Origin of the sequence: Streptococcus oralis (assembly GCF_001578935.1) — a bacterium.
Lineage (GTDB): Bacteria > Bacillota > Bacilli > Lactobacillales > Streptococcaceae > Streptococcus > Streptococcus oralis_R.
Genome location: NZ_KQ969521.1, coordinates 85,973 through 110,417 on the forward strand (window position 1 = coordinate 85,973; position 24,445 = coordinate 110,417).

20 protein-coding genes are annotated in these 24,445 nt (G+C 41.7%); 19 read left to right on the plus strand and 1 reads right to left on the minus strand.

Annotated features, from left to right (window positions below; translation table 11 throughout):
* Positions 1–14: 14 nt before the first annotated feature.
* The 13 genes from recG (at position 15) to SORDD15_RS10185 (ending at position 16,358) form a co-directional block, all read left to right on the plus strand.
* A complete protein-coding gene (recG, locus tag SORDD15_RS00490; RefSeq protein WP_061413432.1) occupies positions 15–2,030 on the plus strand; it encodes an ATP-dependent DNA helicase RecG in 2,016 nt (671 codons plus the stop codon).
* 423 nt (positions 2,031–2,453) lie between these two features.
* Positions 2,454–3,434, plus strand: coding sequence for an acetylxylan esterase (locus tag SORDD15_RS00495; protein WP_061413434.1), 981 nt, complete (start codon positions 2,454–2,456; stop codon positions 3,432–3,434).
* Positions 3,435–3,769: 335 nt separating this feature from the next.
* Positions 3,770–6,925: an SIALI-17 repeat-containing surface protein gene (locus SORDD15_RS00500; protein WP_061413436.1), complete on the plus strand. Its 3,156-nt coding sequence runs from the start codon at positions 3,770–3,772 to the stop codon at positions 6,923–6,925.
* A 245-nt stretch (positions 6,926–7,170) separates the two neighbouring features.
* Complete coding sequence (locus SORDD15_RS00505; protein WP_061413438.1) at positions 7,171–7,869, plus strand: N-acetylmannosamine-6-phosphate 2-epimerase; 699 nt, start codon at positions 7,171–7,173, stop codon at positions 7,867–7,869.
* Positions 7,870–7,983: 114 nt separating this feature from the next.
* Complete coding sequence (locus SORDD15_RS00510) at positions 7,984–9,312, plus strand: extracellular solute-binding protein (protein ID WP_061413440.1); 1,329 nt, start codon at positions 7,984–7,986, stop codon at positions 9,310–9,312.
* 218 nt (positions 9,313–9,530) lie between these two features.
* Positions 9,531–10,397, plus strand: coding sequence for a carbohydrate ABC transporter permease (locus SORDD15_RS00515; protein WP_161800746.1), 867 nt, complete (start codon positions 9,531–9,533; stop codon positions 10,395–10,397).
* Between the two features lie 15 nt (positions 10,398–10,412).
* Complete coding sequence (locus SORDD15_RS00520; protein WP_001183243.1) at positions 10,413–11,252, plus strand: carbohydrate ABC transporter permease; 840 nt, start codon at positions 10,413–10,415, stop codon at positions 11,250–11,252.
* A 490-nt stretch (positions 11,253–11,742) separates the two neighbouring features.
* Positions 11,743–12,195, plus strand: a complete 453-nt coding sequence (locus SORDD15_RS00525; RefSeq protein ID WP_000575429.1) for a NanQ anomerase/TabA/YiaL family protein — start codon at positions 11,743–11,745, stop codon at positions 12,193–12,195.
* A 20-nt stretch (positions 12,196–12,215) separates the two neighbouring features.
* A complete protein-coding gene (locus tag SORDD15_RS00530) occupies positions 12,216–12,860 on the plus strand; it encodes a YesL family protein (protein ID WP_061413442.1) in 645 nt (214 codons plus the stop codon).
* 170 nt (positions 12,861–13,030) lie between these two features.
* Positions 13,031–13,948 (plus strand): dihydrodipicolinate synthase family protein, encoded by a 918-nt coding sequence (locus SORDD15_RS00535; protein WP_061413444.1) that lies wholly within the window; start codon positions 13,031–13,033, stop codon positions 13,946–13,948.
* A gap of 17 nt (positions 13,949–13,965) precedes the next feature.
* A complete protein-coding gene (locus tag SORDD15_RS00540) occupies positions 13,966–14,850 on the plus strand; it encodes an ROK family protein (protein WP_061413446.1) in 885 nt (294 codons plus the stop codon).
* Positions 14,851–15,198: 348 nt separating this feature from the next.
* Entirely contained in the window at positions 15,199–15,963 is a 765-nt protein-coding gene (locus SORDD15_RS00545) for a class I SAM-dependent methyltransferase (protein WP_061413448.1), read from the plus strand.
* A 176-nt stretch (positions 15,964–16,139) separates the two neighbouring features.
* Positions 16,140–16,358 carry a hypothetical protein gene (locus SORDD15_RS10185; protein ID WP_061413450.1) on the plus strand — a complete coding sequence of 73 codons (219 nt, stop codon included), beginning with the start codon at positions 16,140–16,142 and terminating at the stop codon, positions 16,356–16,358.
* A 53-nt stretch (positions 16,359–16,411) separates the two neighbouring features.
* Here SORDD15_RS10185 and SORDD15_RS00555 read toward each other — a convergent pair whose 3' ends face one another.
* Positions 16,412–17,263 (minus strand): MurR/RpiR family transcriptional regulator, encoded by an 852-nt coding sequence (locus SORDD15_RS00555; protein ID WP_061413452.1) that lies wholly within the window; start codon positions 17,261–17,263, stop codon positions 16,412–16,414.
* Positions 17,264–17,522: 259 nt separating this feature from the next.
* Here SORDD15_RS00555 and pbp2b point away from each other — a divergent pair, with 259 nt between their 5' ends.
* The 6 genes from pbp2b to SORDD15_RS00585 all read left to right on the plus strand — a co-directional run bounded on the left by pbp2b (position 17,523) and on the right by SORDD15_RS00585 (position 24,343).
* Entirely contained in the window at positions 17,523–19,565 is a 2,043-nt protein-coding gene (gene pbp2b / locus SORDD15_RS00560) for a penicillin-binding protein PBP2B (protein WP_061413454.1), read from the plus strand.
* A gap of 10 nt (positions 19,566–19,575) precedes the next feature.
* Complete coding sequence (gene recR / locus SORDD15_RS00565; RefSeq protein WP_061413456.1) at positions 19,576–20,172, plus strand: recombination mediator RecR; 597 nt, start codon at positions 19,576–19,578, stop codon at positions 20,170–20,172.
* Between the two features lie 174 nt (positions 20,173–20,346).
* Complete coding sequence (locus tag SORDD15_RS00570) at positions 20,347–21,390, plus strand: D-alanine--D-alanine ligase (RefSeq protein ID WP_061413458.1); 1,044 nt, start codon at positions 20,347–20,349, stop codon at positions 21,388–21,390.
* A gap of 83 nt (positions 21,391–21,473) precedes the next feature.
* The gene (locus SORDD15_RS00575) at positions 21,474–22,847 is read left to right on the plus strand and encodes a UDP-N-acetylmuramoyl-tripeptide--D-alanyl-D-alanine ligase (RefSeq protein ID WP_061413460.1); all 1,374 of its coding nucleotides are present in this window, start codon (positions 21,474–21,476) and stop codon (positions 22,845–22,847) included.
* Positions 22,834–23,445 carry an NUDIX hydrolase N-terminal domain-containing protein gene (locus tag SORDD15_RS00580; RefSeq protein WP_061413462.1) on the plus strand — a complete coding sequence of 204 codons (612 nt, stop codon included), beginning with the start codon at positions 22,834–22,836 and terminating at the stop codon, positions 23,443–23,445. Before SORDD15_RS00575 ends, SORDD15_RS00580 begins: the two co-directional genes overlap by 14 nt.
* A 193-nt stretch (positions 23,446–23,638) precedes the next feature.
* Complete coding sequence (locus SORDD15_RS00585; RefSeq protein ID WP_061413464.1) at positions 23,639–24,343, plus strand: YwaF family protein; 705 nt, start codon at positions 23,639–23,641, stop codon at positions 24,341–24,343.
* Positions 24,344–24,445: the final 102 nt, after the last annotated feature.

Here is a 24,445-nt window from a genome sequence, read left to right on the forward strand (position 1 = left end):
GAAAGGAGTGGAGCATGAATCTACATCAACCCTTGCATGTCTTGCCCGGTGTGGGGCCAAAGTCAGCAGAGAAATACGCTAAACTAGGAATTGAAAACTTGCAAGCTCTCTTGCTCTACTTTCCTTTCCGTTATGAAGACTTTAAGACCAAGCAGGTGCTAGATCTGGAAGATGGGGAAAAGGCGGTTCTGTCTGGTCAAGTCGTGACTCCTGCTAGTGTCCAGTATTATGGTTTCAAGCGCAATCGCCTGCGTTTTAGTCTCAAGCAGGGAGAAGTTGTTTTTGCGGTGAATTTTTTTAACCAACCCTACCTGGCTGATAAGATAGAGTTGGGTGCAACCCTGGCTGTCTTTGGTAAGTGGGACCGCGCCAAGGCCAGTCTGACAGGGATGAAGGTTTTGGCTCAGGTGGAAGATGACCTCCAACCTGTCTATCGTCTAGCTCAGGGAATCAGTCAGGCCAGTCTGGTCAAGGTCATCAAGACAGCCTTTGATCAGGGGTTAGACCTCTTGATTGAAGAAAATCTTCCCCAGTCTTTGCTGGACAAATACAAGCTCATGTCCCGTTGCCAGGCTGTCCGCGCTATGCATTTTCCTAAGGATTTGGCAGAATACAAGCAGGCACTTCGCCGTATCAAATTTGAGGAACTCTTTTATTTCCAAATGCAATTGCAGACGATCAAGTCTGAAAACAGAGTTCAGGGAAGCGGTCTGGTTCTGAATTGGTCCCAGGAAAAAGTGACAGCCGTTAAAGAAAATCTGCCTTTTGCCCTGACTCAAGCTCAAGAAAAGAGTTTGCGGGAAATTTTGGCCGATATGAAGTCCGACCACCATATGAATCGTCTCTTGCAAGGAGATGTGGGGAGCGGAAAGACAGTAGTCGCTGGTTTGGCCATGTTTGCGGCGGTGACGGCTGGCTACCAGGCGGCCCTCATGGTACCAACAGAAATCCTAGCAGAGCAGCATTTTGAGAGTTTGAAGAGTCTCTTTCCAGACCTGCGCCTTGCTCTCTTGACAGGTTCCTTGAAAGCTGCAGAAAAAAGAGAAGTTTTAGAGACCATTGCCAAGGGTGAGGCTGATTTGATTATCGGAACCCACGCTCTGATACAAGATGGGGTGGATTATGCTCGCCTTGGTTTGATTATCATTGATGAGCAGCACCGTTTTGGTGTGGGGCAAAGGCGTATTCTGCGAGAAAAAGGAGATAATCCTGACGTTCTCATGATGACGGCGACGCCCATTCCACGAACCTTGGCTATCACAGCCTTTGGAGATATGGATGTTTCTACTATCGACCAGATGCCAGCAGGTCGGAAGCCTATTGTGACGCGCTGGATCAAACATGAGCAACTGCCTCAGGTCTTGACTTGGTTAGAGGGGGAAATCCAAAAAGGTTCCCAAGCCTACGTCATCTCTCCCTTGATTGAAGAATCTGAAGCTCTGGATTTGAAAAATGCCATTGCCTTATCAGAAGAGTTGACAGCTCATTTTGCCGGCAAGGCAGAAGTGGCTCTTCTACATGGTAAGATGAAGAGTGACGAAAAAGACCAGATTATGCAGGAATTCAAAGAGAGAAAAACGGATATTTTAGTATCTACAACGGTTATCGAGGTTGGGGTCAATGTTCCCAATGCGACCGTCATGATTATCATGGATGCCGATCGCTTCGGTCTCAGTCAGCTTCACCAGCTCAGAGGTCGTGTGGGTCGGGGAGACAAGCAGTCTTATGCTGTTCTTGTGGCTAATCCCAAGACTGAGTCAGGGAAAGACCGTATGCGCATCATGACAGAAACCACCAATGGATTTGTCCTTGCGGAGGAAGATTTGAAAATGCGTGGTTCTGGTGAGATTTTTGGAACCAGACAGTCAGGACTTCCAGAGTTCCAAGTGGCTGATATTATCGAAGATTTTCCGATTTTAGAAGAAGCCAGAAAGGTTGCCAGCTACATTAGTTCGATAGAAGGTTGGCGAGAGGATCCAGAATGGCACATGATTGCTCTCCATATAGAAAAGAGAGAACATCTGGATTAATACTCTTCGAAAATCAAATTCAAACCACGTCAACGTCGCCTTGCCGTACTCAAGTACAGCCTGCGGCTAGTTTCCTAGTTTGCTCTTTAATTTTCATTGAGTATAAGCTTTCTCTAAGGAAAACTTAAGCTAGCTTTTAGGTTTGAGTCTTATACTAAAGTCATCAAAAAGAAGCGAGGACTCTCACATGACTATTAAAGTAACCTACCAAAAGAAATTCCAAACCGTCAAACTAGAGAAAGGAGCTAGCACCTATTGATACACAGAGAGCGGAAACGCTCTTTTTATTTTTAAAACTACTTTCAGACGATAGGTTTGAGGAAAGAGAATCTAAAATCACTTTCTGTTTACCGTTCTTTCTTGCATTGCTTTCCTAGATATGCTAGAGTTATGATAGCGATTACAAAACTAAAGGAGCATGCTATGAAAAATCCAGCTTTGTTAGAAGAAATCAAGGCCTATCTAGGACGGGATGAGGTTCCAGAAGACTTTGATGCTTTCTGGGATGAGGAAGTCAAAAAAGTTTCATCTCTTCCAGCCTACCAGTTGGAGGAAAGAGATTTCCATATTCCACAAGTCAAGTGCTATGAGCTAACCTTTGAGGGAACTAATGAAGGCAAGGTCTATGCACGGGTCGTCCTTCCAAAGAGTGAGGATAAAGTTCCCCTAATTTTCCATTTTCACGGCTATATGGGACGTGGCTGGGACTGGGCCGATATGCTGACCTATACTGTGGCTGGTTACGGTGTTGTTTCTATGGACGTTCGTGGCCAGTCGGGCTATTCGCAAGACGGCATGTGTTCTCCACTAGGAAATACGGTGAAGGGGCATATCATCCGTGGTGCTGTGGAAGGTCGAGACCAGCTCTTTTATAAGGATGTCTATCTGGACATTTACCAGTTGATCGAAATTATTGCCAGTCTGCCTCAGGTAGATGAGAAAAGACTTTCAAGTTATGGTGCCTCACAAGGAGGTGCTTTAGCCCTGGTTGCAGCAGCTCTCAATCCTCGGATTCAGAAAACAGTTGCCATCTATCCCTTCTTGTCAGACTTTAGACGGGTGCTTGAGATTGGCAATACTAGTGAAGCTTATGACGAACTCTTCCGTTATTTCAAGTTCCACGATCCCTTCCATGAAACAGAGGAGGAAATCATGGCGACTCTTGCCTATATCGATGTGAAAAATCTTGCCCATCGTATCAAGGGTGAGGTCAAGATGATTACGGGCTTGGACGACGATGTTTGCTACCCTATTACCCAGTTTGCGATTTACAACCGTCTAACCTGCGACAAGACCTATCGCATCATGCCAGAGTATGCTCATGAAGCCATGAATGTCTTTGTCAATGACCAAGTCTACAACTGGCTCTGTGGTAGTGAGATTCCGTTTAAATATATGAAGTGATGAATGAGAGAGTTTAGTAGCTCTCTTTTTTATGTCCAAAGCCTAAAAGTACTTTTAGAAAATTCAAAATGTTAAAATATTCTTAAAAGTAAAATCTATTCTATGATAACATAGATATAAATATAAGACTTTATTGTATAATAAAGGAAAAGTCACTTGTGAAAGGAGGAAAAAGGCTGCTGGGTGATTAAAGAATGCCTCAGCAGAAAATGGGAGAGGATTGGGAGCTCTCATTAAGTTGGATACTTTCTTTTAAAACTTGTCTCTTGAGAGACAATAAAAATTTTTAAAGAAAAAAGAAAGCGCTTTATTTTATGAAAAACGAAAGGACAAATATGAATTACAAATCTTTAAATCGGAAACAGCGATACGGAATTCGAAAATTTGCAGTTGGGGCGGCATCTGTAGTGATTGGTACAGTAGTATTTGGAGCAAATCCAGTCTTAGCTCAAGAGCAGGCCAATGCAGCAGGAGCCAATACAGAAACTGTCGAACCTGGTCAAGGTTTATCAGAATTGCCAAAAGAAGCGTCCTCGGGAGATCTTGCTCATTTGGATAAGGATTTGGCTGGTAAATTGGCAGCAGCTCAAGACAACGGCGTTGAGGTGGACCAAGATCATTTGAAAAAAAACGAAAGTGCAGAGTCAGAAACCCCATCCTCTACGGAAACCCCTGCAGAAGAAGCAAATAAGGAAGAAGAATCAGAGGATCAGGGAGTTATTCCTCGTGACTATTACTCAAGAGATTTAAAAAATGCCACTCCTGTCCTTGAAAAAGAAGATGTTGAAACCAATGCAACAAATGGTCAGAGAGTTGATTTATCAAGTGAACTAGATAAACTAAAGCAACTAAAAAATGCTACAGTTCACATGGAGTTCAAACCAGATGCATCAGCTCCACGCTTTTATAATCTCTTCTCTGTATCCAGTGACACCAAGGAAAATGAGTACTTTACTATGTCTGTCCTTGATAATACAGCTCTTATTGAAGGGCGTGGCGCTAACGGGGATCAGTTCTATGATAAATATACGGATGCTCCTTTACAAGTACGCCCTGGACAATGGAATTCAGTGACTTTCACAGTTGAAAAACCGACAGCAGAATTACCAAACGGCCGAGTGCGCCTCTATGTGAACGGTGTTTTATCTCGAACAAGTCTGAAATCAGGTAACTTCATCAAAGATATGCCAGATGTAACACATGTTCAAATCGGAGCAACCAAGCGTGCTAGTAACACCGTTTGGGGATCTAATCTACAAGTTCGAAACTTAACCGTTTATGATCGTGCTTTAAGCCCAGATGAAGTTCAAACACGGAGTCAATTATTTGAAAGAGGTGAATTGGAACAGAAACTTCCTGAGGGAGCAAAAGTCACTGAGAAGGAAGACGTCTTTGAAGGTGGTAGGAACAATCAACCAAATAAAGATGGTATCAAGAGTTATCGTATCCCAGCTCTTCTCAAGACAGATAAAGGAACGCTGATTGCAGGTGCAGATGAACGCCGTCTCCATTCGAGTGACTGGGGTGATATCGGCATGGTCATTAGACGCAGTGAAGATAATGGTAAAACTTGGGGAGATCGAGTAACTATTACCAACCTACGTGACAATCCAAAGGCTTCTGATCCATCAATCGGTTCACCAGTGAATATCGATATGACCCTGACTCAAGATCCTGAAACCAAACGAATCTTTGCCATTTATGACATGTTCCCAGAAGGAAAAGGAATCTTTGGAATGTCTTCGCAAAAAGAAGAAGCCTACAAAGAAATCAATGGCAAAACCTATCAACTCCTCTATCGAGAAGGTGAACAGGGAGCTTATACTATTCGAGAAAATGGTACAGTTTACACTCCAGATGGTAAAGCAACAGACTACCGTGTTGTTGTAGATCCTGTTAAACCAGCCTATAGCGACAAGGGTGATCTATACAAAGGTGACCAGCTACTAGGCAATATCTACTTCACAACAAACAAAACTTCTCCATTTAGAATTGCGAAGGATAGCTACCTATGGATGTCTTACAGCGATGACGACGGGAAGACCTGGTCAGCACCTCAAGATATTACTCCGATGGTCAAAGCCGATTGGATGAAATTCCTAGGAGTAGGTCCTGGAGTGGGGATTACCCTTCGTACCGGACCACATAAAGGTCGAATCGTCGTTCCTGTCTATACAACAAACCGGGCTAACCACCTCAATGGTTCTCAATCATCTCGAATCATCTACTCAGACGACCATGGTAAGACTTGGCATATGGGTGGTGGTGTCAACGACAATCGCACACTTTATGATGGTACAGTAGTCGATTCAAGCACCATGAACAATTATTATGCTCAAAATACGGAAGCTTCAGTTGTTCAGTTAAACAATGGGGACCTCAAACTCTTTATGCGTGGGTTGACAGAAGATCTACAGGTTGCAACCAGTCATGATGGTGGTCTAACTTGGGACAATAACGTTGAACGTTACGACGTGCCAGATGTTTATGTTCAAATGGCTGCGACTCATACGATTCAAAATGGCAAAGAGTATATTCTCTTGGCAAATGCAAATGGTCCTGGTCGTAAAAATGGGTATATTCGAGTGGCTCGTGTAGAAGAAGATGGCCAGTTAACTTGGCTGCACCACCACTTGATTCAAGAAGGTGAGTATGCTTATAACTCACTTCAACAAATCGGGCCAGATGAATTTGGACTTTTATATGAACATCATGCTCCTGGAGGAGTTCCGTACACACTTTCCTTTAAGAAATTTAACTGGGATTTCTTGACTAAGGAAAGAATTTCTCCTAAAGAAGCAAAAGTGAAATATGCGATTGAAAAATGGCCAGGCATTCTTGCTATGGAGTTTGATTCGGAAGTATTGGTCAACAAGGCACCAACCCTTCAATTGGCAAATGGCAAGACAGCAACTTTTATGACCCAGTACGATACAAAAACTCTCCTATTCACAATAGATCCAGAGGATATGGGTCAAAAAGTTACAGGTCTGGCAGAAGGTGCTATTGAAAGTATGCACAATTTACCAGTATCTGTGGCGGGCACCAAGCTTTCGAATGGAATGAACGGAAGTGAAGCCGCGGTTCATGAGGTTCCAGAATTTACAGGCGGTGTGAATGGTGAAGAGGCCGCAGTACATGAAATTCCAGAGTATACAGGATCATTAGGTACAGCAGGTGAGGAACCAGCCCCAACAGTTGAAAAACCAGAATTTACAGGCGGGGTTAATGCTGTTGAGGCCGCAGTACATGAACTCCCTGAGTACACAGGTGGCGTGAATGCAGCCGATGGAGCTGTACATGAAATTGCAGAATATAAGGGAACTGATTCGCTTGTAACTCTTGCCGCAGAAGATTATACTTACAAAGCTCCTCTTGCTCAGCAGACACTTCCTGATACGGGGAACAAGGAGAGTGGCCTCCTTACCTCACTAGGATTAACAGCTTTCTTCCTTGGCTTGTTTGCAATTGGGAAAAAGAGAGAAAAATAAGAGAATAGTTTTAATCATTCGGCTTTGTAAAAATAGAAGGAGGTAGTAGGTTTTTCAGCCTGCTATCTTTTTCTTTCGAGTTGAGGTGTGCTAATAAGAAATTCTAAGATGTCTGAAACTACTTTCAGGATAGTCTGTTCTATAAAATAGTTTTGAAACTGAAATCTATTCTACTACAAGCTATTGAAAGCGCTTAACAAATAATATATAATAAGCCCATAAGAACAAGAAAGGGAGGAAAGAGGATGCCACAGATCAGCAAAGAAGCCTTGATTGAACAAATCAAAGATGGAATCATTGTCTCTTGCCAGGCACTTCCTCACGAACCGCTTTATACAGAAGCGGGAGGAGTCATTCCCTTGCTAGTCAAAGCGGCTGAGCAAGGTGGAGCAGTCGGTATCCGAGCAAACAGTGTTCGCGATATCAAGGAGATTAAGGAGGTCACGAAACTCCCAATTATCGGGATTATCAAACGCGACTATCCGCCACAAGAACCCTTCATCACTGCTACGATGAGAGAAGTTGATGAATTGGCTGAACTCGACATTGAGGTCATTGCTCTGGATTGTACCAAACGTGAACGTTACGACGGTTTGGAAATCCAAGACTTTATCCGACAAGTCAAAGAAAAATATCCGAATCAACTCTTAATGGCTGATACTAGTACCTTTGAAGAGGGAATAGAAGCGGTTGAAGCAGGTGTTGATTTTGTTGGAACAACCCTATCAGGTTATACCTCTTATAGTCCCAAAGTGGATGGTCCAGACTTTGAACTGATCAAAAAACTCTGCGATGCCGGTGTGGATGTCATCGCTGAAGGGAAGATTCACACACCAGAACAAGCTAAGCAAATCCTTGAGTATGGGGTGCGAGGTATCGTTGTTGGTGGAGCGATTACTAGACCAAAAGAGATTACGGAACGCTTTGTTGCCGGTCTTAAATAACACAATCTCAAAAAAGAGGAGAGTGGTCGATGCGTCGGACAAAATGAAAACGTATACAAATATAAACTTGCTCATTATCCAATATGGATACGCTTATCAATTAGGAGAATACAAATGAAATTTAGAAAACTAGCTTGTACAGTACTTGCGGGTGCTGCGATTCTTGGCCTTGCTGCTTGTGGTAACTCTGGTGGAAGTAAAGATGCTGGAAGTTCTAGTAGCGATAGCGGAAAAACAGAAATCACTTGGTGGGCATTCCCAGTCTTCACACAAGAAAAAACGGGTGACGGTGTTGGAACTTATGAAAAATCAATCATCGAAGCTTTTGAAAAAGCAAATCCAGATGTAAAAGTGAAATTGGAAACCATCGACTTCAAGTCAGGTCCTGAAAAGATCACAACAGCCATCGAAGCAGGAACAGCGCCAGACGTACTCTTTGACGCACCAGGGCGTATCATCCAATATGGTAAAAATGGTAAATTGGCTGAGTTGAACGACCTCTTCACAGACGAATTCGTCAAAGATGTCAACAACGAAAACATCGTACAAGCAAGTAAGGCTGGAGACAAAGCTTACATGTATCCAATCAGTTCGGCTCCATTCTACATGGCTATGAACAAGAAAATGTTGGAAGATGCTGGAGTTGCAAACCTTGTAAAAGAAGGTTGGACAACAGATGACTTTGAAAAAGTTTTGAAAGCGCTTAAAGATAAAGGATATACTCCAGGTTCATTGTTCAGTTCTGGTCAAGGGGGAGACCAAGGAACACGTGCCTTCATCGCAAACCTTTATGGCGGTTCTGTAACAGATAAAGACGTAACAAAATATACAACTGATGATCCTAAATTTGTCAAAGGTCTTGAAAAAGCCGCTAGCTGGATTAAAGACGGTCTGTTGAATAATGGTTCACAATTTGATGGTGGAGCAGATATCCAAAACTTTGCGAACGGTCAAACTTCATACACCATCCTTTGGGCACCATCTCAAAATGGTATCCAAGCGAAGCTTTTGGAAGCAAGTAAGGTAGATGTGGTAGAAGTACCATTCCCATCAGACTCTGGTAAACCAGCTCTTGAATACCTTGTAAATGGATTTGCAGTATTCAACAACAAAGATGACAAGAAAGTCGCAGCTGCTAAGAAATTCGTTCAATTCATCGCAGATGACAAAGAATGGGGTCCTAAAGACGTAGTTCGTACAGGTGCCTTCCCAGTTCGTACTTCATTTGGCAAACTTTATGAAGACAAACGTATGGAAACCATCAGCAGCTGGACTAAATACTACTCACCATACTACAACACTATCGATGGATTTGCTGAAATGAGAACGCTTTGGTTCCCAATGTTGCAATCTGTATCAAACGGTGACGAAAAACCAGCGGATGCTTTGAAAGCCTTCACTGAAAAAGCTAACGAAACCATCAAAAAAGCTACAAAACAATAAGCACTAAGTCAGATTGATTCCCCCTTTTCCCTGTGCACTATGGTGTAAGAAAAGGGGGACTTTTGTTTGAAATGGTAGGAACTGTCACGAAATTAAAATGAAGTTCTTACATAAGCGAATCTTAAAAAATTTCATTTTGGTTTTAAAACAGTTCAAGAAAATCAAAAACTATTCTATTTGAAAGAGAGGTGCCGACTGTGAAAGTCAATAAAATTCGTATGCGGGAAACAGTGATTTCCTACGCTTTCCTAGCACCAGTGTTGTTCTTCTTTGTCATCTTTGTCTTGGCTCCTATGATTATGGGATTCATTACAAGTTTCTTTAACTACTCTATGACTAAATTTGAGTTTGTAGGCTTTGACAACTACATTCGCATGTTTAAAGACCCTGTCTTTGTGAAGTCTTTGATCAATACCGTTATCCTGGTTATTGGATCTGTTCCGATTGTGGTTCTCTTCTCTCTCTTTGTAGCATCTCAAACCTATCATCAAAATGCCATTGCCCGTTCTTTCTATCGTTTCGTCTTCTTCCTTCCTGTAGTTACAGGTAGTGTTGCCGTAACGGTTGTATGGAAATGGATCTATGACCCCCTATCAGGGATTCTTAACTTTGTCCTTAAGTCAAGCCACATCATCAGCCAAAACATTTCTTGGCTGGGTGACAAAAACTGGGCCTTGCTAGCGATTATGATCATCCTTTTGACAACATCTGTTGGTCAACCGATTATCCTTTATATCGCTGCCATGGGAAATATTGACAACTCACTTGTTGAAGCAGCGCGTGTTGACGGTGCGACTGAGTTTCAAGTCTTCTGGAAGATCAAATGGCCTAGCCTTCTTCCAACAACTCTTTACATTGCGATTATTACGACTATCAACTCATTCCAATGTTTCGCCTTGATTCAGTTGTTGACTTCTGGTGGTCCAAACTACTCGACAAGTACCTTGATGTACTATCTTTACGAGAAAGCCTTCCAATTGACAGAATACGGCTATGCCAATACTATCGGTGTTTTCTTGGCAGTGATGATTGCCATTGTCAGCTTTGCTCAATTCAAGATCCTCGGAAACGACGTAGAATACTAAAGAAAGGAGACAGTTATGCAACCTACACAAAAGAAACCTTTAACAGCTTTCACTGTTATTTCAACGATTATCTTGCTCTTGTTGACCGTGCTGTTCATCTTTCCATTCTACTGGATCTTGACAGGGGCCTTCAAATCACAGCCTGATACCATTATGATTCCGCCACAGTGGTTCCCTAAAATGCCAACCATGGAGAACTTCCAACAACTCATGGTGCAAAACCCTGCTATGCAGTGGATGTGGAACTCTGTATTTATCTCACTAGTAACCATGTTCCTAGTCTGTGCAACCTCTTCTCTAGCAGGTTATGTCTTGGCTAAAAAACGTTTCTATGGTCAACGCATCCTCTTTGCAGTCTTTATCGCTGCCATGGCTCTTCCAAAACAAGTTGTCCTTGTACCATTGGTACGTATCGTCAACTTCATGGGAATTCACGATACTCTCTGGGCAGTTATCTTGCCTTTGATCGGATGGCCGTTTGGTGTCTTCCTCATGAAACAGTTCAGCGAAAATATCCCGACAGAATTGCTTGAATCAGCTAAAATCGACGGTTGTGGTGAGATTCGTACCTTCTGGAGCGTAGCCTTCCCTATCGTGAAACCAGGCTTTGCAGCTCTTGCGATCTTTACCTTCATCAATACTTGGAACGACTACTTCATGCAGTTGGTTATGTTGACTTCACGTCAAAACTTGACCATCTCACTCGGGGTTGCGACCATGCAGGCCGAAATGGCGACCAACTATGGTTTGATCATGGCAGGGGCAGCCCTTGCAGCTGTGCCAATTGTAACCGTCTTCCTTGTCTTCCAAAAATCCTTCACTCAAGGGATCACTATGGGAGCTGTTAAAGGATAATGCTCTTCGAAAATCGAATTTAAACTACGTCAGCATCACCTTACCATACTTAAGTATGGCCTGCGGTTAGCTTCCTAGTTTGTTCTTCGATTTTCATTAAGTATAGGAAAAACTGTCTATCAAAATTCAGAAGAATATGTTATAGACTAAGAGAAATATAGTTTCATAAGTGTCTACAAAATGGAGAGTATGCAGTTACTTCGTGAAGTTTTGTCAGACACTTATAAACTTAAGAATGAACTCTTTTCATGATACTATTTAGAGTAGGTTCGTTTTATGGTGGCTATTTCCCGCTTTAGTGGTATCTAAGATAAGCAACTTACGCTTATCTTAGACGGAATTTTTGAGACTGACGATGAAAAAGCAAAAGGCTCAAAAATTAGGAATGAAATTCCGAAGGAATTTGCTTCCGTCCGCACTGTTACAGGGAAATAGAGGAAGGATAATTCGAAACTGAAAAATAGTAACTATCAGAAATGAAGGAAACAGTATGATTTTTGACGATTTGAAAAACATCGCCTTTTACAAGGGAATCCATCCCAATCTAGACAAGGCTATCGACTATCTCTATCAGCACCGTAAGGATTCTTTCGAACTCGGTAAGTATGAGATTGACGGGGACAAGGTCTTTCTAGTTGTTCAGGAAAATGTCCTCAATCAGGCCGAAAATGATCAATTTGAGCACCATAAGAACTATGCAGACTTGCATTTGCTGGTAGAAGGACATGAATATTCGAGCTACGGTTCACGTATCAAAGACGAAGCAGTAGCATTCGATGAAGCGAGTGACATTGGCTTTGTCCATTGTCATGAAAAATACCCACTCTTGTTGGGCTATCACAATTTTGCGATTTTCTTCCCAGGAGAACCTCACCAGCCAAATGGCTACGCAGGGATGGAAGAAAAGGTTCGCAAGTATCTCTTTAAAATTTTGATTGATTAAAAGAATCAGGAGGAGCAAACATGGCACAAAAAGGAGTAAGCCTTATCAAGGCAGCATTTGATACAGATAATTTTCTCATGCGTTTCAGTGAGAAGGTCTTGGATATCGTCACAGTCAATCTTCTTTTTGTCGTCTCTTGTTTGCCCATTGTGACGATTGGAGTGGCGAAAATCAGCCTTTATGAAACCATGTTTGAGATTAAGAGAAGCAGACGGGTACCAGTCTTCAGAACTTATCTAAGAGCTTTCAAGCAAAATCTGAAACTGGGTTTCCAGTTAGGTTTGCTAGAGTTGGGTGTTGTGTCATTAAGCCTTCTAGACCTCTATCTTTTCTGGGGCCAGACAGCTTTGCCTTTCCAGATTGTGAAAGCTATTTGTTTGGGGATTCTCATTTTCCTCACTCTCGTGATGCTGGCTAGTTATCCCATTGCTGCGCGCTATGATTTGTCATGGAAAGAAGTGCTGCAAAAAGGGCTTATCTTGGCAAGTTTTAACTTTCCATGGTTCTTCCTCATGTTAGCCATTCTCTTTCTTATTGTGATGATTCTTTATCTATCCGCCTTCACTCTCCTTTTGGGTGGATCGGCCTTTATCCTCTTTGGTTTTGGTTTGCTGGTCTTTCTCCAAGCAGGATTGATGGAGAAAATCTTCGCCAAATACCAGTAGGATGGCTTGTTTCTGAAACTACTTTCAATCGTTACAGTTTCTAAAATACAAGTAGAAACTAAAATCTAAGTATATACAAGATATTGAAAGCGATTTTCACAAGGTGTATACTAAATTTGTAAAAAATAGAACTGCTCTCAGCAGAAAAAAGAAATCTTAGGAGAAAATCTATGTCAGATTTGAAAAAATACGAAGGTGTCATTCCAGCCTTCTACGCATGTTATGATGATCAAGGAGAAGTCAGTCCAGAGCGTACGCGTGCCTTGGTCCAATACTTCATTGATAAAGGTGTTCAAGGCCTCTATGTAAATGGTTCTTCTGGTGAATGTATCTACCAAAGTGTGGCAGACCGCAAATTGATTTTGGAAGAAGTCATGGCAGTTGCCAAAGGAAAACTGACCATCATCGCTCACGTAGCTTGCAACAATACCAAAGACAGTATGGAACTTGCTCGCCACGCAGAAAGCTTGGGTGTAGATGCCATTGCAACAATTCCACCGATTTACTTCCGCTTGCCAGAATACTCCGTAGCCCAATACTGGAATGACATCAGTGCGGCAGCGCCAAACACAGACTTTGTCATCTACAACATTCCTCAGTTAGCAGGTGTTGCTTTGACTCCAAGTCTCTATACAGAAATGTTGAAGAATCCACGTGTTATCGGTGTTAAGAACTCTTCTATGCCAGTTCAAGATATCCAAACCTTTGTCAGCCTTGGCGGAGAAGACCACATCGTCTTTAATGGTCCAGATGAACAATTCCTAGGTGGTCGCCTCATGGGTGCTAAAGCTGGTATCGGTGGTACTTATGGTGCGATGCCAGAACTCTTCTTGAAACTCAATCAGTTGATTGCTGAGAAAGACTTGGAAACAGCGCGTGAATTGCAATACGCTATCAACGCAATCATTGGCAAACTCACTTCTGCACATGGAAATATGTACGGGGTCATCAAGGAAGTCTTGAAGATCAATGAAGGTTTGAACATTGGATCTGTTCGTTCACCATTGACGCCAGTAACAGAAGAAGATCGCCCAGTTGTAGAAGCAGCTGCAGCCTTGATTCGTGAAACCAAGGAGCGCTTCCTCTAATCCATAAGGAGGTATTTATGACACACTATGTTGCAATTGATATCGGTGGAACCAACATCAAATATGGTTTGATTGATCAAGAAGGCCAACTTGTTGAATCGCATGAAATGCCAACAGAGGCGCATAAGGGTGGACCTCATATCTTACAAAAGACCAAAGATATCGTAGCCAGCTATTTAGAAAAAGGCCCAGTAGCAGGTGTTGCCATTTCTTCTGCAGGAATGGTAGATCCTGACAAAGGCGAGATTTTCTACTCGGGACCTCAGATTCCCAACTATGCTGGCACTCAATTTAAAAAGGAAATCGAGGGAGAATTTTCAATTCCTTGTGAGATTGAAAATGATGTCAACTGTGCAGGTCTGGCTGAAGCAGTATCTGGTTCAGGTAAGGGAGCGAGTGTCACACTTTGCTTGACCATTGGAACAGGTATCGGTGGTTGCTTGATTATGGATGGGAAGGTTTTCCATGGATTTAGCAACTCAGCTTGCGAAGTTGGTTATATGCATATGCAGGATGGAGCTTTCCAAGATCTCGCTTCTACGACAGCCTTGGTAGAATATGTAGCAGAAGTTCATGGTGACTCAGTTGATCAGTGGAATGGTCGACGCATTTTCAAGGAAGCTACTGAAGGCAACAAGATTTGCATGGCTGGTATTGACCGCATGGTAGACTACCTTGGAAAAGGGCTGGCAAATATTTGTTATGTGGCCAATCCAGAAGTAGTCATTCTCGGTGGCGGCATCATGGGGCAAGAGGCTATTCTTAAACCGAAGATCCGCACAGCATTAAAAGATGCCTTGGTACCAAGCCTAGCTGAAAAAACACGATTAGAATTTGCCCATCACCAAAATACGGCAGGTATGTTGGGAGCCTATTATCATTTCAAAACAAAACAATCCTAGTTTGGAATTATAGAATTAAGCAAAACACTGAATTACTACTTGAGTGAAGACTGTTTTGCTTAATTCTTTTTTATTGAAAAATTTGAGCCAAAGGAGGTAATCGTGAGAAACTAGGAGAAAATAACCGCCTTGTATGAAAGGTTAAGCCGAGATGATAAACTACAAGGCGAGAGCAATTCTATCATCCATTTAATTGATATTTAGCTTGAGTAAATGGGAAAATGTGGAAAAATGATATAATGAGATGGACGAAAAAATGACAAATTAGAATTTCTAGAGGTGAAAAAATGTAATGGCAACCTATTCACCTGAAATCGAAATCATATAAAATTACGAGGAGATTGTAAGATGAGTAATTATATAAAATTAAATGAAGATAGATGGAATAATGTAAAAAATGACTATACTGAGCCATTGACACATGAAGAACTAGAAGAAGTTAGAAAACATCCAATCTCTGTTGCCTTAACTGTTGGAAAAAAAGTTCCGATAGAATGGTTTGAAAAAGCCAAGGGAAAAAAGATATTAGGGTTAGCTTGTGGGGGTGGACAGCAGGGTCCCGTTTTTGCTCTAAAAGGTTATGATGTCACCATTATGGATTTTTCTAAATCTCAATTACAAAGAGATGAAATGGTTGCTAAAAGAGAAGGCTTAAAAATTAATACCGTTCAAGGTGATATGACAAAACCATTTCCATTTGAAAATGAAACTTTTGATATTGTTTTTAATCCGGTTTCAAATGTATATATAGAAGATTTAGAAAACATGTATAAAGAAGCCTCTCGAGTATTGAAAAAGGGCGGTTTGTTAATGGTCGGATTTATGAATCCTTGGATTTACATGTATGATGCTGACACTGTATGGGATAAACCCGATGAGGAATTACAGTTAAAGTTTTCACTACCTTTTAATTCAAGAGAGCTTGAAGAAGAAGGCGAAATAACCATCAATCCAGAATATGGATATGAATTTAGCCATACATTAGAAAGTCAGATTAGAGGACAACTAAAAAATGGTCTCGCTATGATCGATTTTTATGAATCGTGTGACAAAAGACATCGATTATCACGTTATGGAAATGACTACATCGCTACACTCTGCATTAAACTATGATATTATAGAATGTGCTTCTGAAGAATAGCTCATTTAATTTTCTGTAAGGGTTAAAATCTAAATCTCACTTTGTCGAAGTAAAACGATTAAATAAAATTAGAGAGAGGAAGTAAAAGTAGCAAATAGCCGATACTTCCTTTTTGTTGTCAAACATTCAAAAATGGAATGGAAGATTTATGGAAGAATTGAAAAGCCCAGATAAAAAAGGCATTAGCGCAAAGAGAAAGATTGGCAAGCCCACCTATGAACCTATTATTATTTTATACTCAATGAGAATCAAAGAGCAAACTAGGAAGCTAACCGTAGGTTGCTCAAAGCACAGCTTTGAGGTTGCAGATAAAACTGACGAAGTCAGTTATCTATACCTACGGCAAGGTGAAGCTGACGTGGTTTGAAGAGATTTTCGAAGAGTATTAAAACAAAATAATCCTAGTTTGGATGAACCAAACTAGGATTTTCTAACACGTTTTTGTCTACGATAGCCATTGAGCTTTTTATTTTCCCAATAGCTGTTAAAGATTTTTTCTTTGCTCTCGCGATTGATTTCTAAAAAGTAGGCATAAATCAAATCTATTAGAATGAGCATAGGGAGTTGAGCGGAAATACGCTGGATGTAAGAAGATTGACTATGGCTTGCCACAAGGACTGTTTCGGTATAGGCCTGACTATTTTTGTTTGGAGCGCTGGTAAAGAGGATGGTCTTGGCACCCATTTCCTTGGCATCCAACAAACTATCTAGGACGGATTGGGTAGTGCCTGATAGGGAAAAACCAAGCACCAAGCAATCTTCATCCATGATACTGGTTGTCCATGCAAAGCCATCCCGATCGGTCAAAGCTTCACAGACAACACCCAGACGCATAAAACGTAGCTTCATCTCACGGGCAATCAGACCAGAACTTCCTGTTCCAAAGAAGTAAACTCGTTCAGCGTCATCGATTAATTGGGCGACTCGTTCCAGTTGCTCTTCGTCGATCAAATCCTGAGTTTGTTCTCGCATGATACTGTAGCTTCGCAAAACACGTTTGGTCAAGGGACTGTGTTTGTGAGAATGCGTGTCTTGTTTATCGGCCTGGTGTTGGTATTGAAAGACGAATTCTCGATAGCCTGTAAAACCACACTTCTTGGCAAAGCGAGTCAGCGCTGCTTGGGAGATATGTAATTTCTGTGTCACTTGCTGAGAAGAAAGATCATCTTGGATCGTTTCAGGTTGTAAAAAATAGCGAGCGATTTCTTGTTCGAGCTCTGTTAATTCTTCAAAATGAAGGTCGATGATACTTGCGATGTCTGCCTTGTTCATGTTTTCATAACTCCTTTGGCTCGGTGCCTAAATCACTACCATTTTTTGTAATCGTTATCAATATTATATCATAGAAGAAAGAGATAACTAAATAAAAAGGTAGATTTCAGTAAAAGTCAAAAATGCTTCGACTTTTCCAAGAGTTTCTCCGTAAAATATGGTACAATGAAAAGTACTGAACTTCATCTATTCACTCTACTATTTTAGGTAGAAATGAATGAGAAAATCGGAAATTTTTCTAGAAGAGAGTCTTAGTTGTATGAGAAAATTTAATAGCCATTCGATTCCGATTCGGCTTAATTTACTATTTGCGATTGTCATCCTGCTCTTTATGGCCATTATTGGTCGACTCTTATACATGCAGGTGCTCAATAAAGATTTCTATGAAGCAAAATTGGCTTCAGCCAGCCAGACGAGGGTGACAACCAGCTCAGCTCGTGGGCAGATCTACGATGCAACAGGGAAACCCTTGGTGGAAAATACTCTCAAACAGGTCGTATCTTTTACAAGAAACAATAAGATGACGGCTGCAGAGTTAAAGGAGACGGCCAAGAAACTTCTCACATATGTGAATGTAAGCTCACCAGATTTGACAGATCGACAGATTGCGGATTATTACCTGGCTGATCAGAACGTTTACAAAGAGACCGTTGAGTCCTTGCCAAGTGAAAAACGTCTCGATTCAGATGGGAACCGCTTATCTGAAGCGACTCTCTACAATAATGCGGTTGAAAGTATTGACGTGAGTCAGCTTAACTATACAGATGATCAGAAAAAGGAAATCTATCTGTTTAGTCAGCTGAATGCCGTTGAAAATTTTGCAACGGGCACTATTTCTACGGATGCCTTAGACGATACCCAAGTTGCTCTCGTTGCATCAGCGTCCAAGGAATTACCAGGTATCAGCATTTCAACCTCATGGGATAGAAAAGTCCTAGACACTTCTTTGTCTTCAATTGTAGGTAGTGTATCAAGTGAAAAATCCGGTCTTCCAGCTGAGGAAGTTGATGCCTACCTCAAAAAAGGGTATTCTCTCAATGACCGAGTGGGAACTTCCTATCTTGAAAAACAATATGAAGACGTGCTGCAAGGCAAACGATCCGTCAAAGAAGTTCATCTCGATAAACACGGAAATATGGAAAGTGTGGAAAATGTCGAGGAAGGAAGCAAAGGAAACAACATCAAACTAACGATTGACCTAACTTTCCAGAATGGTGTAGATGACCTACTCAAGAGCTACTTCAACTCAGAGTTGGGTAACGGTGGAGCTAAATACTCTGAAGGAGTCTACGCTGTAGCCCTCAATCCTAAAACCGGTGCAGTTCTAGCGATGTCGGGTGTCAAGCATAATGTCGAATCCGGTGAATTAAGTTCAGATTCGCTTGGAACGATAACCAATGTCTTTGTTCCAGGGTCTGTCGTTAAGGCAGCAACGATTAGTTCGGGTTGGGAAAATGGCGTCTTGTCCGGCAATCAAACATTGACAGATCAACCTATCGTTTTCCAAGGTTCATCTCCAATCAATTCATGGTACACACTGTCATATGGCTCCTTCCCTATCACAGCAGTTGAAGCCTTGGAATATTCTTCTAACACCTACATGGTTCAAACAGCGCTAGGCATCATGGGTCAAACCTACACCCCCGGCATGACAGTTGCAACGGATCAATTGGAAACCGCTATGGGGAAAATGCGTTCAACCTTTGGTGAATATGGTCTAGGCTCTTCTACAGGGATTGATCTCCCAGATGAATCCACAGGCTTTTCACCGAAAGAATTTGATTTAGCTAACTATATCAACAATGCCTTTGGTCAGTTTGACAACTACACACCTATGCAGTTAGCCCAGTATGTCGCAACCATTGCAAACAAGGGTGTACGATTGGCTCCTCATATCGTTGAAGGAGTTTATGGAAACAATGATCAAGGTGGCCTAGGGAGCTTGGTTCAGGAAACAGCTAGCAAAGAAATGAATAAAATCAATATTTCTGAATCTGATATGGATATTTTACAACAAGGATTTTACCAAGTAGCGCACGGAACCAGTGCTTTGACAACAGGTCGTGCCTTTTCCAACGGTGCAGCTGTGTCCATCAGTGGAAAAACTGGTACAGCCGAAAGCTATGTCAATGGTGGTCAAAAAGCCAATAATACCAACGCAGTTGCTTATGCACCAACCGATAATCCTCAAATCGCTGTTGCAGTTGTCTTTCCTCACAACACCAACCTAACAAATGGTGTAGGACCTTCAATCGCACGCGATATCATCAATCTTTATAACCAACACCATCCAATGAATTAGAAAGGAATCTATGCTTTATCCAACACCTATTGCCAAGCTGATTGATAGTTATGCAAAACTACCTGGTATCGGTATTAAAACAGCTACTCGTCTCGCTTTCTATACCATTGGGATGTCAGATGACGATGTCAATGAATTTGCCAAAAATCTCCTAGCTGCTAAGCGAGAATTGACCTATTGCTCTATTTGTGGACGTTTGACAGATGATGACCCATGCTCTATTTGTACCGACCCGACTCGCGATCAAACAACTATTTTGGTGTTGGAGGATAGTCGCGATGTGGCTGCTATGGAAAACATCCAAGAATACCACGGACTTTATCATGTCTTGCACGGTCTCATTTCCCCTATGAATGGTATCAGTCCAGACGATATCAATCTCAAGAGTCTCATGACTCGTCTTATGGATAGTGAGGTATCAGAGGTGATTGTGGCAACCAATGCGACAGCAGATGGGGAAGCAACATCTATGTATCTCTCTCGTTTGCTCAAGCCAGCTGGTATCAAGGTCACTCGCCTAGCACGAGGTCTAGCCGTGGGAGCAGATATTGAGTATGCAGATGAAGTTACACTTTTACGGGCGATTGAAAATCGGACAGAGTTGTAGGTGAAGAACAGTTTACAAACTCAATTCATTATACAAAAATCGAGGAGGCCGACTTTGTTTTTATCGGTCTCTTTTTATGTTTTTTTGAAGATCAGTATTAGCTTCAAGTTTCAAAAAAAAAGCAAATATGATATACTAAAGAACGAGTATTCTATTAGAATTAGGACAAGCAATATGAAACAAACGATTATTCTTTTATACGGCGGACGCAGTGCAGAACGTGAAGTGTCTGTATTGTCAGCTGAAAGTGTGATGCGTGCGGTCAACTACGACCGTTTCACAGTCAAGACGTTCTTCATCAGCCAGTCAGGTGACTTTATTAAAACGCAAGAATTTAGCCAGACTCCAGGTCAAGAGGATCGTCTCATGACCAATGCAACTATTGACTGGGACAAGAAAATAGCGCCAAGTGCCATCTACGAAGAAGGTGCAGTGGTCTTTCCAGTTCTTCATGGTCCGATGGGAGAAGATGGCTCTGTTCAAGGATTCCTTGAAGTATTGAAAATGCCCTATGTCGGATGCAATATCTTGTCATCTAGTCTTGCCATGGATAAAATTACAACTAAGCGTGTCTTGGAGTCTGCTGGGATTGCTCAAGTTCCTTATGTGGCCATCGTCGAAGGTGATGATGTGACTGCTAAAATCGCTGAAGTTGAAGAAAAATTGACTTATCCAGTCTTCACGAAACCGTCAAATATGGGTTCAAGTGTCGGTATTTCTAAGTCTGAAAGCCAAGAAGAACTCCGTCAAGCCTTGGAACTCGCCTTCCAATATGACAGCCGTGTCTTGATAGAGCAAGGGGTAAATGCCCGTGAAATCGAGGTTGGTCTCTTAGGCAACTACGATGTTAAGAGCACGCTTCCTGGTGAAGTGGTCAAGGATGTTGCTTTCTACGACTATGATGCCAAGTATATTGACAACAAGATTACCATGGACATCCCAGCCAAGATTAGTGATGATGTAGTAGCTGTCATGCGTCATAATGCAGAAACTGCCTTCTGTGCGATCGGTGGCCTCGGTCTGTCTCGTTGTGATTTCTTCTATACAGATAAGGGCGAGATTTTCCTAAACGAGCTTAACACCATGCCAGGTTTTACCCAGTGGTCTATGTATCCACTACTTTGGGACAATATGGGAATCAGCTACCCAGAACTAATCGAGTATTTGGTTGACCTTGCTAAGCAAAGTTTTGACAAGCGCGAAGCGCATTTGCTATAAAATGAAAGAGAGGGTAGGAGTTAGAACCATCACTGTTAGGTGAGTCGAGTTCGTGGACTTCAACCCTTTTTAAAGGAGTAGAAATGAAATTAACAATCCATGAAGTTGCCCAAGCTGTTGGAGCTAAAAATGATGTTAGTCTTTTTGCGGACGTTCAGTTAGAAAAAGCTGAGTTTGACAGTCGTTTGATTGGATCAGGTGATTTGTTTGTGCCTCTCAAAGGTGCGCGTGATGGTCATGACTTTATCGAAACAGCTTTTGAAAATGGTGCAGCAGTAACCTTGTCTGAGAAAGAGGTTGCAAATCATCCCTACATCCTAGTAGACGACGTGTTGTCTGCCTTTCAAACCCTAGCTGCCTACTATCTTGAAAAAACGGCAGTTGATGTCTTTGCGGTCACAGGTTCAAATGGCAAGACAACGACCAAGGATATGCTGGCGCATTTACTGTCAACAACCTACAAAACCTACAAGACACAAGGTAACTACAATAACGAGATTGGCCTTCCTTACACAGTTCTTCACATGCCTGAGGGGACAGAAAAGTTGGTCTTGGAGATGGGGCAGGATCACTTGGGAGACGTCCATCTCTTGTCTGAATTGGCTCATCCAAAAACAGCCATCGTGACCTTGGTTGGGGAGGCTCATTTAGCCTTTTTCAAAGACCGTTCGGAAATTGCTAAAGGGAAAATGCAAATTGCTGATGGTATGGCACCAGGTTCTTTGCTCTTGGTACCAGCTGACCCGATCGTAGAGGACTACTTGCCAGCTGATAAAAAGGTGGTCCGTTTTGGGCAAGGGGCAGAGTTGGAAATCACAGACTTGGTCGAACGCAAGGATAGTCTGACCTTTAAGGCCAATTTCTTGGAACAAGCCCTCGATTTGCCAGTGACAGGTAAGTACAATGCCACTAATGCCATGATTGCATCCTATGTTGCCCTACAAGAAGGAGTTTCAGAGGAGCAAATTCGTCAGGCTTTCCAAAATCTTGAATTGACCCGCAATCGTACTGAGTGGAAGAAAGCAGCCAATGGAGCAGATATCCTGTCAGATGTATACAATGCCAATCCAACTGCTATGAAGTTGATTTTGGAGACATTTTCTGCCATTCCAGCCAACGAGGGTGGCAAGAAAATTGCTGTTCTAGCAGACATGAAGGAACTCGGCAACCAGTCTGTCCAACTCCATAACCAGATGATTTTGAGCCTATCACCAGATGTGCTTGATACTGTTATTTTTTATGGAGAAGACATTGCCGAATTAAGCCAACTGGCCAGTCAAATGTTTCCAATCGGCCATGTTTACTACTTCAAAAAAACAGCCGACGAGGACCAATTTGAAGACCTAGTCAAGCAGGTTAAGGAAAGCCTCGGTGCAAATGACCAAATTTTGCTTAAAGGCTCTAACTCCATGAATCTAGCCAAGTTGGTAGAAAGTTTGGAAAATGAATGCAAGTGATTTTGCCAAGTATCTTCAAAGAATGATTGCCATTACAGATACTGGATTAACCTTTACAAAAGATCCTTTCGACCGCGAGCGTTACGAGGACTTGCGAAGCCTGTTATCTGAAATGTTGAATCAGGGATTAGACATAGATTCAGAAGAAGTGGTAAAAGTCATGAAACCGATTTCCACTTATGCAACTCCTCTGATGGACGTCCGTGCTTGGATTGTTGAGGATGAAAAGGTCTGTTTAGTTAGAGGAAAAGGAGAGGATAGTTGGGCTTTGCCAGGTGGATTTGGTGAAGTCGGTTATTCTCCAACAGAAAATATTCTTAAGGAAATTGAAGAAGAAACCGGTTTTACAGCTAAAGTTGAAAGGTTACTTGCAGTTTTTGATACCAATCGTTTCCAACTACAGAGCAAACAATATGCAAAGTTTGTCTTTGAATGTCAACTTCTTGACGGGCAATTTCAAGAAAATCAAGAGATTGCTGACCTTCAATTTTTTGCCATTGACCAACTGCCAGCCTTGTCTGAAAAGCGAATTACTAAGGAACAAATGGAGATTCTTTGGCAGGTTTATAAAGGACAAAGAGAGCAATATATTGATTAGGTTATGCTAGAGAAGTCGACAAATCAAAAAAGGGTATCTGCCAGGTGCATTTCTGCAATACAAATGATATAATAGGTTGCGAATTTAAGACGCAAGTATTCTAAGCATGGCATGGAATCAAGTTTTTCAAAAAATTAAAAAGGTCGAGCAGAGACTTTTTTACTGCTCCGGCTAGATGAACGAGGAATAGAATATGAATTTGTGGGATAAATTATTTACCACACAGATATCAGAACCGCCCCAGTTTGAACTTCACTGGTACATTGGTTTGTTATGTTTATTGGCTCTTACTTTCTATGCTTCTTATCGTTTTCGAGACAAAGTGGCTTACCAGCGTTTTATTCAGTTCCTTCAGTCTGTTCAACTGATTGTTCTGTATAGCTGGTATTGGGGCAATCTCATGCCTCTGTCAGAAAGTTTACCCTTCTATCATTGCCGTATCGCCATGTTTGTGATGCTCTTGATTCCAGGGACATCCAAGTACAAACAATATTTTGCTCTTTTAGGAACTTTTGGAGCAACAGCGGCACTGGCTTACCCTCTCTTTGATCCCTACCCATTTCCACACGTGACCATTTTGTCCTTCATTATCGGACATGTTGCCCTTTTAGGAAATGCGCTTCTATACTTGTTTAGAAACTATGAGGCTTCCCTTCTTGATTTGAAGAATGTGGCGGTGATTACCTTTGCCTTAAATGGCTTGATAGGGGTTGTCAACTTAGTTGTGGGTGGGGATTATGGATTTTTGAGTAAACCACCAATTGTTGGAAACTTCGGCCAGCCCTTAAATTATCTCATTGTTTCGACTGTTATCGTGATAGCAATTCGTTTAACAGGGAAATTAGTAGAAAATTTTTTACAACAAAAATCGGAAGAATTTATTCAAGAGAAGATCTAAAATGATCTTCTCTTTTTTGGATTTTTAAGAAACAAAAAGGAAATTGTTAACGATAACATTGAAATTTCTCTTAGAAGAAGAATTTTTCTAGAATTTTCTCAA